This is a genomic window from Asanoa hainanensis, assembly GCF_900188485.1.
Taxonomy (GTDB): Bacteria; Actinomycetota; Actinomycetes; order Mycobacteriales; family Micromonosporaceae; genus Asanoa; species Asanoa hainanensis.
In genome coordinates this window covers 1-12,443 of sequence record NZ_FZPH01000019.1, presented here as the reverse complement: position 1 = coordinate 12,443, position 12,443 = coordinate 1, and the positions used below count along the sequence as shown (strand labels likewise).

Sequence of the window (12,443 nt, the reverse complement as noted above, 5' to 3'; positions counted from 1 at the left end):
GGGTGGCCTCCGACTCTCGCAGTGGTTTACTCGGGACTGAGAACCGCCAGTACGGCACCGGTCTCCACCTGCGAGCCGGGGCCGACCGGCAACGCGGAGACGTAGCCGGCGGACGGGGCGTACACGGGGTGCTCGAGCTTCATCGCCTCGAGCGTCATCAGCAGCTCGCCGGGGCGGACCCGCTGGCCGGGCACCACCATGACCCGGCTGACGTGCCCGGGCAGCGGTGCGACCAGGGATCCCTCGGCCAGTTGGGCCGACGGGAGCGGGAACCGCGGCAACTCTTGGAGGGTGACCGAGCCCTCCGGACTGTCGACGTAGGACACGTCGCCGATGCGCCGCACGGTGAACATGAGCCGGATTCCGTTGACGTCGAGCGCGACCGCGTCGGCCTCGGCCGAGACCACCTGCGCCGGCGGGTGGTCGTCGGTGGCCGGTGGCTGGCCGAGCCCGCCCAGGTCCGGGTCGTCGGGGTCGACCGCCCTGACCCACCAGTTGACCAGGTCACCCGCCCGGTCCAGCCGGTAGCCGACCTCGACCGGGCCGGCCGGGCCGTCGTACACGGTGGTCTGTGATCGGGATGGCACGTTGCGCCAACCGGACGGGAGCGTGCCGAGCACGGGTGCGTCGGCCCGCCGGGCAGCGGCGCCGGCCAGCGCGGCGGCCAGGCAGGACACCCGCACCGCGTCGACCGACGAGAGCAGCGGCGCGAACACCTCCGGGTGCCGCTCCAGGAACGCCGTGTCGATGTCACCGGAGCGGAAGGACGGGTGCCGCAGCGTACGCACGAGCAGGTCGCGGTTGGTCGTCACGCCGTGGATCTCGGCGCGGGCCAGGGCACCGGAGAGCAGCCGGGCGGCGTCGGCCCGGGTGGGCGCCCACGCCATCAGCTTGGCCAGCATCGAGTCGTAGTGCACGCCGACGACGGACCCGTCCCGCACGCCGGAGTCGAGCCGCAGGCCGGGCGCCTGCAGGGGCCGGAACTCGCCGGCGATCTGCGGGATGTGGACCCGGTGCAGCGTGCCGGTGGACGGCAGCCAGTTCGCGGCCGGGTCCTCGGCGCACAGCCGCACCTCGATCGCGTGGCCGCGCATCGGCGGTGGGGCCTGCAGCGGCAGCGGGTTGCCCTCGGCCACCGCGAGCTGGAGCTGGACCAGGTCGAAGCCGGAGATCAGCTCGGTGACGCCGTGCTCCACCTGGAGCCGGGTGTTCATCTCCAGGAAGTAGAAGCCGCCGCCAACGGCGTCGACCAGGAACTCGACCGTGCCGGCGCCGACGTAGCCCACCGCCCGGGCGGCGGCGACCGCGGCCGCGCAGAGCTGCTCGCGCAGTTGCGGAGTGACCACCGGCGACGGCGACTCCTCGACGACCTTCTGGTAGCGCCGCTGGATGGAGCACTCCCGCTCGCCGAACGGCACCACGGTGCCCTGGGCGTCGGCGAAGATCTGCACCTCGATGTGCCGGGCGCTTTCCACGTAGCGCTCCATGAACACGGTGCCGTCGCCGAAGGCCAGCGCCGCCTCGCGCCGGGCCGAGGAGATCGCGTCCGGCAGCGACTCGCGGTCGTGCACGATCCGCATGCCCCGCCCGCCACCGCCGGCCGACGCCTTGACCAGCACCGGGAACTCGCTGACGCGGTCGGCGTCGTACCAGGTGGGCAGCATCGGGATGCCGGCGTCGGCCAGCAGCGTCTTGGCCTCGATCTTCGAGCCCATCGTGGCGATCACCTTGGCCGGCGGCCCGACCCAGGTCAGCCCGTTGTCGGCGACCAGCGCGGCGAAGTCGGCGTTCTCCGAGAGAAAGCCGTACCCGGGATGGATCGCGTCGGCGCCGGTCTTGCGCGCCGCGCCGATCATCAGGTCGCCGCGCAGGTACGTCGCGGTCGGTGCGTTGCCGGGCAGGTGCACGGCGTAGTCGGCCTCGGCCACGTGTGGCGAGTCGGCGTCGGCGTCCGAGTAGACGGCGACCGTCTCGATGCCGACCAGCCGGCACGAGGCGAAGACCCGGCGGGCGATCTCACCCCGGTTGGCCACCAGCAGTCTGCGGATCATGCGCGAGCCCTCACATCCGGAAGACGCCGAAGCCCTCGGCGCCCTTGATCGGTGCATTGTGGATAGCCGAAAGGCACAGCCCGAGGACGGTGCGGGTGTCGCGGGGATCGATGATCCCGTCGTCGTAGAGCCGGCCGGAGAGGAACAGCGCCGTCGACTGGCTCTCGATCTGCTGCTCCACCATCATTCGCATCGCCTGGTCGGAGTCTTCGTCGTAGTGCTGGCCCTTGGCCTCGGCCGCCTGCCGCGCCACGATCGACAGCACGCCGGCGAGCTGGGTCGGGCCCATCACCGCGGACTTCGCGTTCGGCCAGGTGAACAGGAACCGCGGCTCGTACGCCCGGCCGCACATGCCGTAGTTGCCGGCGCCGTACGAGGCACCGAGGTTGATCGTGATGTGCGGGACCCTGGAGTTGGAGACCGCGTTGATCATCAGGGCGCCGTGCTTGATGATGCCGCGCTGCTCGTACTCCGCGCCGACCATGTAGCCCGTGGTGTTCTGCAGGAACAGCAGCGGGGTGTCGCTGGCGTTGGCGAGCTGGATGAACTGGGCCGCCTTCTGCGACTCCTCGGAGAAGAGCACGCCGCGGGCGTTGGCCAGCACGCCGACCGGGTAGCCGTGCAGCTCACCCCAGCCGGTCACCAGCGCGGCGCCGTAGCCGGGCTTGAACTCGTCGAACTCGCTGCCGTCGAGCACGCGCAGCAGCACCTCGCGCGGGTCGAACGGGGTCCGCTGGTCGGCGCTGGCGATGGCCAGCAGGTCCTCGACGTCGTGCTTGGGCGGTTGCGGGTTTCGCGAGCGCGGCGCCGGGCCCCGCTTGCGCCAGTTGAGCCGGCGAACCACCTGGCGGGCCAGCCGCAGCCCGTCGCGCTCGTCCTCGGCGAGGTAGTCGGCCAGGCCGGACGTGCCGGCGTGCATCGCGGCGCCGCCGAGCGACTCGTCGTCGGTGATCTCGCCGGTCGCCATCCGGACCAGCGGCGGCCCGGCCAGGAAGACCTTCGCCTGGTGCCGCACCATGATCGTGTAGTCGGACATGCCGGGCACGTACGCGCCGCCGGCCGTGGCGTTGCCGAAGACCACCGAGATGGTCGGGATGCCGGCCGCGGAGAGCCGGGTCAGGTCGCGGAAGATGCCGCCGCCCGGAATGAAGATCTCCGCCTGGGTCGGCAGGTCGGCACCGCCGGACTCGACCAGGTTGACCAGGGGCAGGCGGTTGGCCAGGGCGATCTCGCCTGCCCGCTGGGTCTTCTTCAACGCGTACGGGTTGATCGCGCCGCCGCGGACGGTCGGGTCGTTCGCCACGATCACGCACTCGACGCCCTCGATCACGCCGATGCCGCTGACCACGCTCGCGCCGACGGGGAAGTCGGTGCCCCACGCGGCGGTCGGTGACAGCTCCAGGAACGGCGCGTCCTGGTCGACCAGCAGCTCGATGCGCTCGCGGGGCAGCAGCTTGCCGCGGGCGTGGTGGCGGTTCACGTACTTGTCGCCACCGCCCGAGCGGGCGTCGTCGAGCGCGTCCTCGACCTCGTGGAGGCGCTCCAACATCGCGGAGCGGTTCTCCAGGTAGGACGGGTTACGCGGGTCGACCGCGGTCTCCATGACAGTCACGCGCACCCCTCACCGGCGTCCTTGGCCATTGCCACCTCCGTAACGAGCGTCTCGCCGGACTCGACACGGTGGTTGTCATGCATCACGTCGGGCCACCGCCGTCGAGCAGGGCGGTCGGCACCTCGGCGACCCGGGCGCGGAGCAGCTCACCCAGCGCCTTGCCCTGCGGGTCGAAGCGGGTCGAGGCGGCGACGCCCTCGCCCAGCAGACCGCGGATGACGAAGTTGACCGCCCGCAGGTTGGGCAGTACGTGCCGCTCGACGGTCAATGGCGCCGTCTCCGGCAGCAGCTCCTCGAGCCGGTCCGTGGTCAGCCAGCCGAGCAGCCAGGCGGCGGCCGCGTCGGTGCGGGCCCAGACCCCGAGGTTCGCGTCGCCGCCCTTGTCACCGGAGCGGGCGCCGAGCACGCGGCCCAGCGGCGCTTTCGTGGTCGGGCCTGGTTGCGCCGGCGCGTCCGGTTGTTGCCGCACCGGTTGCCAGGTCGCGGTGCGCGCCGGCGGGCGGATGGTCACGCGCTGGCCGTCGGGCAGCACGGCCGTGTGGTTGACGCCGTCCTGGGCCACGGTGTCGGCGGTGAACACGCCGAACGGGGTGGCGTCACCCGGCGGGGTGGTCAAGGTGCAACCCGGATAGGAGGCCAGCGCGAGCTCCACCGCGGCGGCCGAGAACGCCCGCCCGGCCCGCTTCGGGTCCTGGTCCTTCAGGTGTACGTGCAGCAGGGCGCTGGCCGCCTCGGTGTCGACGGCGTCGGGGTGGTCGGTGCGGGCCAGGGTGAACTCCAGGCCCTCCTTGCCGACCGCGTCCTCGAGCTGCCCGCGGACCAACGCTGCCTTGGCCTCGATGTCGAGCCCACAGAGGACGAAGGTCATCGAGTTGCGGAAGCCGCCGAGGTTGGCGACGCCGACCTTGAGGGTGGGCGGCGGCGGCGCCCCCCGCACCCCGGTGACGGCGACCCGGTCCGGGCCCTGCTGGCGCAGGTGGACCGTGTCCAACCGGGTGACCACATCCGGGCCGAGGTAGGCGGGGGAGTCGATCTCGTAGAGCAGCTGCGCGGTGACCGTCTCGACGGTGACCGCTCCGCCGGTGCCGGGGTGCTTGGTGATCACGGAGCTGCCGTCTTCGGCGATCTCCGCGATCGGGAAGCCGGGGCGGCGGGCGCCGTCGGGCAGCTCCCTGAAGAAGCTGAAGTTGCCACCCGTCGCCTGGGCGCCGCACTCGATCACGTGCCCGGCCACGGTGGCACCGGCCAGCGCGTCGAAGTCGTCGCGCGCCCAACCGTAGTGGGCCGCCGCCGGGCCGATTACCAGCGCGGCGTCGGTGACCCGGCCGGTGACCACGATGTCGGCCCCGGCGTCGAGGCAGGCGGCGATCCCGAACGCGCCCAGGTACGCGTTGGCGGTCAGCGCGTCCGGGCGCAGCAGGGCGTCGCCTTCGACGTACCCGATGCGGGGTTTGTGCCCGCGCTCTTCGGCCAGGGTCCTGATGGCCTGGGCGAGGCCGGCGGGATGGAGGCCGCCGGCGTTGGTGACCAGCTTGACGCCCTTGTCCAGGGCAGTGCCGAGGATGCCGTCGAGCTGGCGCAGGAAGGTCTTGGCGTAGCCGAGGGCCGGATCGCGCGCCCGGTCGCGGCCGAGGATCAGCATGGTCAGCTCGGCCAGGTAGTCGCCGGTCAACACGTCGAGGTCGCCGCCGTCGAGCATCTCCCGCCAGGCGGTGAACCGGTCGCCGTAGAAGCCGGACGCGTTGCCGATGCGGATCATGCGACGGGCTCCCGTTTGGCGCCGGGCGGGCCCGCGAAGGCCTGGGCGACCTTGAGCCATTCGGCCGCGACGGGGCCGGTGGTTTCCAGGGCCAGGTCGTCGGGGTGTCGGCGCTGGGTGACCAGCATGCAGAAGTCGACGGCGGGGCCGGTCAACCGGTCTTTCGCCCCTTCTGGGCCGAAGGCCCATACGGTGCCATCGGGGGCGACGAGCTCCACCCGGACCGGGTCTGTGGGTACGGCCCGGCCGTGGGCGAGGAACGAGTGGCCGAGGGTACGGAAGCCGAGGAAGGCGACGTGTCGGAGCCGGTCGGTGTGTTGCCGGGTGACCCCGAGCGCGTCGGCGATGTCGAGGCCGTGCGCCCAGGTCTCCATCAACCGGGCGGTGACCATCGACTGTGGCGCGAGCAGGTTGCCGAACCACGGGATGCGCTTGCCCGGCGGCGCGGCCCGCAGTGCCTCGACCAGGTCGCGATGGCCGGCCAGCCAGCGTTGCCGCAACTCGTCGGGCGGCGCCAGGAAGTCCTCGGCTCCCTGGTCGGCGATCCGGTCGGGGTCGTCGGCGAGCGGTGCGAGCAGGGCGACGAACTGGGCGTCGTCGGTTGTGGCCAGCAATGCGGCGTGGTCGGTCCAGGCCAGGTGGGCGATCTGGTGCGCGACGGTCCAGCCGGCGCTGGGTGTCGGCCGGTCCCAGTCGCTCGCTGGCCGGTTTGTTATCAGCGCGTCGAGCTCGGCGGTCTCGGCGTCGAGATCCGTGAGCAGGGCGGCGAGCTCGACCACTGGTCCTCCTTCAGTCGCGGATCACGTCGGCGAGGTGGCGCTTCCACTCGCGGAGCAGGGCGGTGCGCCGCGCGGCGTCGTCGGAGAGCAGATTGGCCACGCCCAGGCCGCGCATCAGGTCGAGGGTCGCCTGCACGGACTCACGGACGCCGGGGCGGCGTTCGTCGGCGCCGAGCAGCTCGACGGTGAGCCGGTGCAGCTCACGGCCGACCCGGGCCTCGACCGGCACGAGCGCGGTGCGGAGCTCCGGGTCGGTGCGGGCGGCGACCCAGACCTCGAGGGCGGCGGCGTAGAGCGGGCCGGTGAACACCGCGGCGAGCATGTCGATCACCCGGTCGACCCGTTGCGCGCCCGCCGGCAGGCTGGCCGCCTCGGCGCGGATCTCGGCGGCGCGGCGGTCGGCGAGGTGCTCGACGGCGGCCATGACCAGGGTCGCCTTGGTCGGGTAGTGGTGCAGTTGGGCACCCCGGGAGACGCCCGCCCGCTCGGCGACCACGGTCGTCGTGGTGCCCGCCCAGCCCAGCTCGACCAGGCTGTCGACGGCCGCGTCCAGGAGGCGGGCCTGGGTCACCCGGCTGCGCTCCTGCTGCGGGGTCCGCATTTCCTGAGCATGGCGGCGCCGAAACAAACAGTCAAGCCTGATTGTTTTGTCTCTGCTTTTATCCGTTTTGTGGCTTTTGTGGGCTCTTACGCGTCCGGCGGGTTGATCTTGCCGGTCTCGTCGTCGAACTCGGCGCCGGTGCGCGGGAAGTCCTGCCCCGTCAGCTCGGCGATCATCGTCAGGCTGTCGTCGTCGGGGTCGGTGACGGGCTTGCCGGCGCTGTTCATCCGCGTGGAGACCAGCTTGCCGCCGACCCAGGAGCCGTCCGGGTTGAGCTCGACCTTGAGCACCGCGCCGAGGCCGAGCGGGCCGCTGTTGTTGAGCGTGCCGCCACCACCGGCGAAGTTGCCCAGGCTGTAGGCGATCAGCCGGCCCTTGTAGAACTCCATCGCGCGCAGCACGTGCGGGCCGTGGCCGACGATCAGGTCGGCGCCCGCGTCGATCATCGAGCGGGAGAACTTGACCGGGTCACCGCGGTTCTCGCCGAGGAACATCTCGGTGCCGGGCTTCACCCGGGTCTTGCCCGAGCCCTCGGCACCCATGTGGACCTGCACCACGACGATGTCGGCCTGCTTGGCCGCCTTCGCGATCAGCGCCTTGCCCTTGGCGATGTTGATGAGGCTGTTGTTCCAGGGGTACGAGGAGAAGCCGACGACGGCGACCTTGACGCCCTTCACGTCGGCGACCGTGATCTGGTCGACGGCGCCGGTGTGCTGCAGGCCGTGCTCCTCCAACGCTTCCTGGGTGTTCTCGTAGCCGGCCGGCCCGTAGTCGTTGCCGTGGTTGTTGGCCTGGTTGAGCAGCTGGAAGCCGGCGTCCTTCAGGTGCTTGGCATAGCCCGGCGGCGCCCGGAACTGGTGGCAGCCGGTCGACTCGGCACCGCACTTCGAACGCCCGGTGTCGTCCGTGAGCGGCTCTTCGAGGTTGCCCATCACCAGGTCGGCGACGAGGTCTTTCTGCACGCCGTCGAAGAAGCCCTTGCCGCCGTTGGACGGCAGCCGGTTCGGCGCGTTGCCCATGACGATGTCGCCGGTCGCGGACAGGGAGATCGACTTCTGCTCTTCGGGTGCGTCCCCTCCGGGCGGGGCGGCGGTGCCGGTCGGGCCGGTCGGCGCGACCCAGACCGCGGCCGGGTTGCCGCGGCCCTTGGCAACGGCCGAGACCGCCGCGAAGCCGACACCGATCAGCGCGGCGACGGCGACACCGGCGACGATGACGGGGCGCAGGCTACGCCGATCGGGTGAGTCGGGGTGAGACACGCGCGCACCATATCGTTCCGGAGGCACCCTTGGGCACCTCCGTCAGTACTATGGATTACCGCTCCGACCAGGGGATCTTGGGACGGCTGCCGCCTTCCCGGACGGCCCGGTGCGCGGCCCGGGCAAGCCTTGCGCCCCAGACCGAGAGTGGCCCGCCGTACGGCTCCGCGGGCCCGTCCGGCGGGCACAGCACGGTGACCGCGTCGGTGGCGGTGCCGGTCGCCGCGAGACCCAGCTCCCACAGCGCCTGGGCCTTCGCTTCTGTGATGGTCGCGACAGCGTTGACCAGGGCCGCGTCGCTCAGGCGTACCGGGACGAAGGCGATGATGTTGATCGTTCCTGGCCGGTGCTGCCGGGGCAGGTCGCGCTCCGCGGCGGCCATGATCGGTGCACCCAGACCGACCGTCGCCCACACCTCAGCCGCACCGTCGGTCGCGGCAACCCGTTGCGTCACGTCGACGCCGGTCAACAACCCGACACCAGGGCCATCGAGGTCGAGGTCGCCGGCCAGCTCGGCCAGGTGCTCCTGCGGGTCTTCCCGGGCGTACGACATGGGAACCGTCGCGTTCAGGACCCAGCCGGCCGGCCCTATCCCGCCGCCCAGCGGGGCAGAGCTGATCGCGCGCAGCGGGGCGGGTAAGCGCCAGACCAGGACGGGGATACTTTCGCCGTTCTCCTGCCGCGCGGTAAGAATGGGCTTGAACGGCACGCGACGACGATAAGGCAGGTGGCAACCGGGGTCGGCCCGCACATGGACTGATCACTATCCGGGGGTTGCCGGGCCGGTCGGGCGATGCGTACGCCTAGACTGACTGCGCGCGGTTTCCGCGCCATTCGTGGAACTGAGGTGCGCGATGGATGAGGTTCTGGCCCGTAGCGGCATCTTCCAGGGTGTAGACCCGGAGGCGGCCGAGGCGCTCGCCAAGGACATGGAGACCATCGAGGCCCGCAAGGGCGAGATTGTCTTCAACGAGGGCGAACCAGGCGACAGCCTTTACATCGTGCTCAGTGGCAAGATCAAGGTTGGCCGCCGCGCCGCTGACGGCCGGCAGAACCTGATCGCGGTGATGGGCCCGTCCGACATGGTGGGCGAGCTGTCGCTGTTCGACCCGGGCCCGCGCACGGCAACCGCCACGGCGGTCACCGACACCCGCCTGGCCCGCCTCCGCAAGCAGGCGCTGCGCCCGTGGCTCAACAACCGCCCGGAGATCGCCGAGCAGCTCCTGCGCGTGCTGGCTCGCCGCCTGCGGCGTACCAACGACGCCCTGGCCGACCTGATCTTCACCGACGTCCCGGGCCGCGTAGCCAAGAACCTGCTCCAGATGGCAGGCCGCTTCGGCACCCGCGACGGCGGCGTCCTGCGGGTCACCCACGACCTGACGCAGGAAGAGATCGCCCAGCTCGTGGGCGCCTCGCGCGAAACGGTCAACAAGGCGCTGGCGGACTTCGCCAGCCGCGGCTGGCTACGCCTCGACGGCAAGTCCATCATCATCCTGGACCCGGAGCGCCTGGCCCGCCGGGCCCGCGTCTGACGCTCTCGACCCCGCGCGGCTCGTTCGGCCGCGCTCGCGTCTGATCGTCTTTGGCCTTCGTCCCCGGTCCATCGGAACTCGGTGGTGACGGGGGCGGGGAGATCGGACATCCGCAAGCGCGGGTCCAGGCCGCCCGCAGTGAGCGGTGACACGGCGCTGGCCGCGTCCGCGACGAGTGGTCCGGCCGGGCACGCCAGGCGGTGTTCTCGTATGCCGCGACCGTGGGCGGCGGGGTCTTGACCGTGAGCGCTTGTCGCAGTGTTTTCGCCTTCGGCGCTGCTTTGGTTGGCGGCGGCAGGGTCTCGGCGGTGGGCGCTTGCTGCGGTGGGCTCGGGTCTAACGGGGTTTGTCGCTCGGTTTCCGGATCGGGCGGATGGCGGCGCCAGGTTGTCGTACGCGCGGAATAGTCTTTGGCACGTGACTAGGACAGCCGCCTTCGACGCGGAGACCGAGCTCGGGCGCACGCGGCGGGCTCGCCGGATGGGGCGCATCCTGGCGGAGACCCATCCCGATGCCCACTGCGAGCTGGATTTCCGCAACCCGCTGGAGCTCGCGGTGGCGACGATCCTGTCGGCGCAGGCGACCGACAAGAAGGTCAACGAGGTCACGCCCAAGGTGTTCGCGCAATATCCGACGGCGGCCGCCTATGCGGGCGCCGATCGGGCCGAGCTCGAGGTCACGCTCAAGCCGACCGGCTTCTTCCGCAACAAGACCGACTCGGTGATGAAGCTCGGCCAGCAGTTGGTCGAGCGGTTCGACGGCGAGGTGCCGGCCAACCTGCCCGACCTGGTGAGCCTGCCGGGCATCGGGCGCAAGACGGCCAACGTGATCCTGGGCAACGCGTTCGACGTGCCGGGCATCACCGTCGACACGCACTTCGGGCGGCTGGTCGGCCGCTGGCGCTGGACCGCCGAGACCGACCCGGTCAAGATCGAGTTCGCCATCGGTGCCATGTTCCCCAAGCGCGACTGGACGATGCTCTCCCACCGCGTGATCTTCCATGGCCGCCGGGTCTGCCACGCTCGCAAGCCGGCCTGCGGCGCGTGCACCCTGGCCAAGCTGTGCCCGTCCTACGGCACAGGCCCGACCGACCCCGTGCAGGCGGCCAAGCTGCTCAAGGGTCCGCGGGCAGCGCAGTTGGCAGAGGCCGTCGGCATCGACCCGTCGGTCGTCCCGCAGCAGGCGTTCACGGCGGACGTCCCGTGAAGCGCTACCTCCCGCTGGTCGTCCTGCTGGTCGTCGGCCTGCTCGCCGGCATCGGAGTCCGGTCGTGTTCCGACCGCTCGTCCTCGGACGACTCCTCCGCCGAGCCGGTGGGGTCGGCGGCGCCACCCGCGATGTCGTTCGCTGACTGCGAGGCGTTGACCAAGCCGCCGGCGGAGTCCACCAGCGCGCGATCGGGCGCGCCCACGTCCGTCAAACTGCCCACCGCGTCGCTGCCCTGCTTCGGCGGCGGCGACCTGCGGCTGGCCGACGTCCGCGGGCCGGCGGTGATCAACCTGTGGGGTTCGTGGTGCGAGCCGTGCCGCGCCGAGCTACCGGCGGTCGAGGCGGTCGCGAAACGCACGACGGGCCTGGTGCACTTCCTCGGCGTCGACACCCGCGACATCCGGTCCAACGGCGAAGACATGGTCACTGAGTTCGGGCTGAGCTACCCGAGCGTGTTCGACCAGAACGAGCAGGTCCGCGTCGCCCTCAAGCAGGCCGGCATCCCGGTCACCCTGTTCGTCGACGCGACGGGCAAGGTGGTCCACCTCTACAACGGCACGGCGCTCGACGAAGCGGCCCTGACCGACCTGGTCCAGCGACACCTCGGGGTGGCGGTCCCGGTTGGCTGACGGAATCTGGGACAACGGGGGCGCGCCGACCGGCGGCCCGAGACTGTTCCCAGACGCGCTACCCGACGGGGTAGGCGCTCGGCGCCGCTCCGCGGCCGGCGAGCTGGCGCTCCCGGACTGGTTCGCGCCGCTGCTGTCCCGCCTGCACCGTTCGCGGGCCGAAGACTTCACCCGCCTGCCAACCCCGAACGAGGGCGGCCGCGACAGCGCGGTGCTGGTCCTACTGGGCGAGGAGCCCGACGGCGGCCCCGACATCCTGGTCCTGCAACGAGCGGCCACGCTGCGCAACCACGCGGGCCAGCCCGCCTTCCCCGGCGGCGTAGCCGACCCGGGCGACGCCGACCCAGCAGCGACCGCACTGCGCGAGGCCGACGAGGAGGTCGGCCTGGACCCGAGCAGCGTCACCCTCCTGGCCGAGCTGCCGACGCTGTGGATCCCCGCGAGCGACTTCCTGGTGACCCCGGTGTTGGCCTGGTGGCACCGCCCCCACCCGGTAGCCCCACGCGACCCGGGTGAGGTCGCCCACGTCGCCCGGCTCCCGGTAGCCGAGCTGTGCGACCCGGCCAACCGCCTGCGCCTACGCCACCCGAGCGGCTGGATCGGCCCAGCCTTCGAGGTACGCGGAATGCTGGTGTGGGGCTTCACCGCAGGGGTGCTGTCGACGCTGCTGGACATGGCGGGCTGGACCCGCCCATGGCCGCAGGACCGAATCGCCGACCTGCCACCAGCGACCCCACCCCCGGCCGCAACCGCGGACGCCGACGAACAGCCGTAGCCCTGCCTACCGGCGTCGCCGGTCCCGATCGGCGCGCCGTGTTGTTTCTGCCGTCGGCGTGTCACGAGGTGCGCGGCGAGCGCGGCGGCCTGGGCCACGGCGCTGGTGGAGAACGGCGTGACGACCTTGCGCACGGCCGGCCGCGCCGGGCCTTGGGGCTGCGCCGGGCCTTGGGGCTGCGCCGGGCCTTGGGGCTGCGCCGGGCCTTGGGGCTGCGCCGGGCCTTGGGGCTGCGCC

The 12,443-nt window shown here is 71.9% G+C and carries 12 protein-coding genes; 5 read left to right on the top strand and 7 right to left on the bottom strand.

Going from position 1 to position 12,443, the window contains the following annotated elements; genetic code table 11:
- Positions 1 to 26: 26 nt before the first annotated feature.
- The 7 genes from CHC05_RS33715 to CHC05_RS33685 all read right to left on the bottom strand — a co-directional run bounded on the left by CHC05_RS33715 (position 27) and on the right by CHC05_RS33685 (position 8,770).
- A complete protein-coding gene (locus tag CHC05_RS33715; protein ID WP_089254697.1) occupies positions 27 to 2,051 on the bottom strand; it encodes an ATP-binding protein in 2,025 nt (674 codons plus the stop codon).
- Positions 2,052 to 2,061: 10 nt separating this feature from the next.
- Positions 2,062 to 3,654, bottom strand: coding sequence for an acyl-CoA carboxylase subunit beta (locus CHC05_RS33710; RefSeq protein WP_425426885.1), 1,593 nt, complete (start codon positions 3,652 to 3,654; stop codon positions 2,062 to 2,064).
- A gap of 91 nt (positions 3,655 to 3,745) precedes the next feature.
- Complete coding sequence (locus CHC05_RS33705; RefSeq protein WP_089254696.1) at positions 3,746 to 5,422, bottom strand: acyclic terpene utilization AtuA family protein; 1,677 nt, start codon at positions 5,420 to 5,422, stop codon at positions 3,746 to 3,748.
- Positions 5,419 to 6,201 (bottom strand): TIGR03084 family metal-binding protein, encoded by a 783-nt coding sequence (locus CHC05_RS33700; protein ID WP_089254695.1) that lies wholly within the window; start codon positions 6,199 to 6,201, stop codon positions 5,419 to 5,421. Before CHC05_RS33700 ends, CHC05_RS33705 begins: the two co-directional genes overlap by 4 nt.
- Positions 6,202 to 6,211: 10 nt before the next feature.
- Positions 6,212 to 6,802 carry a TetR/AcrR family transcriptional regulator gene (locus CHC05_RS33695; RefSeq protein WP_089254694.1) on the bottom strand — a complete coding sequence of 197 codons (591 nt, stop codon included), beginning with the start codon at positions 6,800 to 6,802 and terminating at the stop codon, positions 6,212 to 6,214.
- An 86-nt stretch (positions 6,803 to 6,888) separates the two neighbouring features.
- A complete protein-coding gene (locus CHC05_RS33690) occupies positions 6,889 to 8,061 on the bottom strand; it encodes a CapA family protein (protein ID WP_089254693.1) in 1,173 nt (390 codons plus the stop codon).
- A 55-nt stretch (positions 8,062 to 8,116) separates the two neighbouring features.
- Positions 8,117 to 8,770, bottom strand: a complete 654-nt coding sequence (locus CHC05_RS33685; protein WP_089254692.1) for an adenosylcobinamide amidohydrolase — start codon at positions 8,768 to 8,770, stop codon at positions 8,117 to 8,119.
- A 145-nt stretch (positions 8,771 to 8,915) separates the two neighbouring features.
- Between CHC05_RS33685 and CHC05_RS33680 the strand changes: the two genes are divergently transcribed.
- The 5 genes from CHC05_RS33680 to CHC05_RS42185 all read left to right on the top strand — a co-directional run.
- On the top strand, positions 8,916 to 9,593 hold the full coding sequence (locus CHC05_RS33680; protein WP_089254691.1) for a Crp/Fnr family transcriptional regulator: 678 nt from the start codon (positions 8,916 to 8,918) through the stop codon (positions 9,591 to 9,593).
- 480 nt (positions 9,594 to 10,073) lie between these two features.
- Positions 10,074 to 10,799: an endonuclease III gene (nth, locus tag CHC05_RS33675; protein ID WP_089254690.1), complete on the top strand. Its 726-nt coding sequence runs from the start codon at positions 10,074 to 10,076 to the stop codon at positions 10,797 to 10,799.
- Positions 10,796 to 11,431, top strand: a complete 636-nt coding sequence (locus CHC05_RS33670) for a TlpA family protein disulfide reductase (protein WP_089254689.1) — start codon at positions 10,796 to 10,798, stop codon at positions 11,429 to 11,431. The genes nth and CHC05_RS33670 overlap by 4 nt, the downstream gene beginning before the upstream one ends.
- Before the next feature lie 103 nt (positions 11,432 to 11,534).
- Positions 11,535 to 12,206, top strand: a complete 672-nt coding sequence (locus CHC05_RS33665) for an NUDIX hydrolase (RefSeq protein WP_089254793.1) — start codon at positions 11,535 to 11,537, stop codon at positions 12,204 to 12,206.
- Between the two features lie 38 nt (positions 12,207 to 12,244).
- A partial coding sequence (locus CHC05_RS42185) for a hypothetical protein (RefSeq protein ID WP_218824773.1) occupies positions 12,245 to 12,443 on the top strand: 199 nt, incomplete at its 3' end.

Coding starts and splice junctions, on each gene's coding strand:
- CHC05_RS33715 (WP_089254697.1), bottom strand. CDS start 2,051: ATGATCCGCAGACTGCTGGTGGCCAACCGGGGTGAGATCGCCCGCCGG.
- CHC05_RS33710 (WP_425426885.1), bottom strand. CDS start 3,654: ATGGAGACCGCGGTCGACCCGCGTAACCCGTCCTACCTGGAGAACCGC.
- CHC05_RS33705 (WP_089254696.1), bottom strand. CDS start 5,422: ATGATCCGCATCGGCAACGCGTCCGGCTTCTACGGCGACCGGTTCACC.
- CHC05_RS33695 (WP_089254694.1), bottom strand. CDS start 6,802: ATGCGGACCCCGCAGCAGGAGCGCAGCCGGGTGACCCAGGCCCGCCTC.
- CHC05_RS33680 (WP_089254691.1), top strand. CDS start 8,916: ATGGATGAGGTTCTGGCCCGTAGCGGCATCTTCCAGGGTGTAGACCCG.
- nth (WP_089254690.1), top strand. CDS start 10,074: ATGGGGCGCATCCTGGCGGAGACCCATCCCGATGCCCACTGCGAGCTG.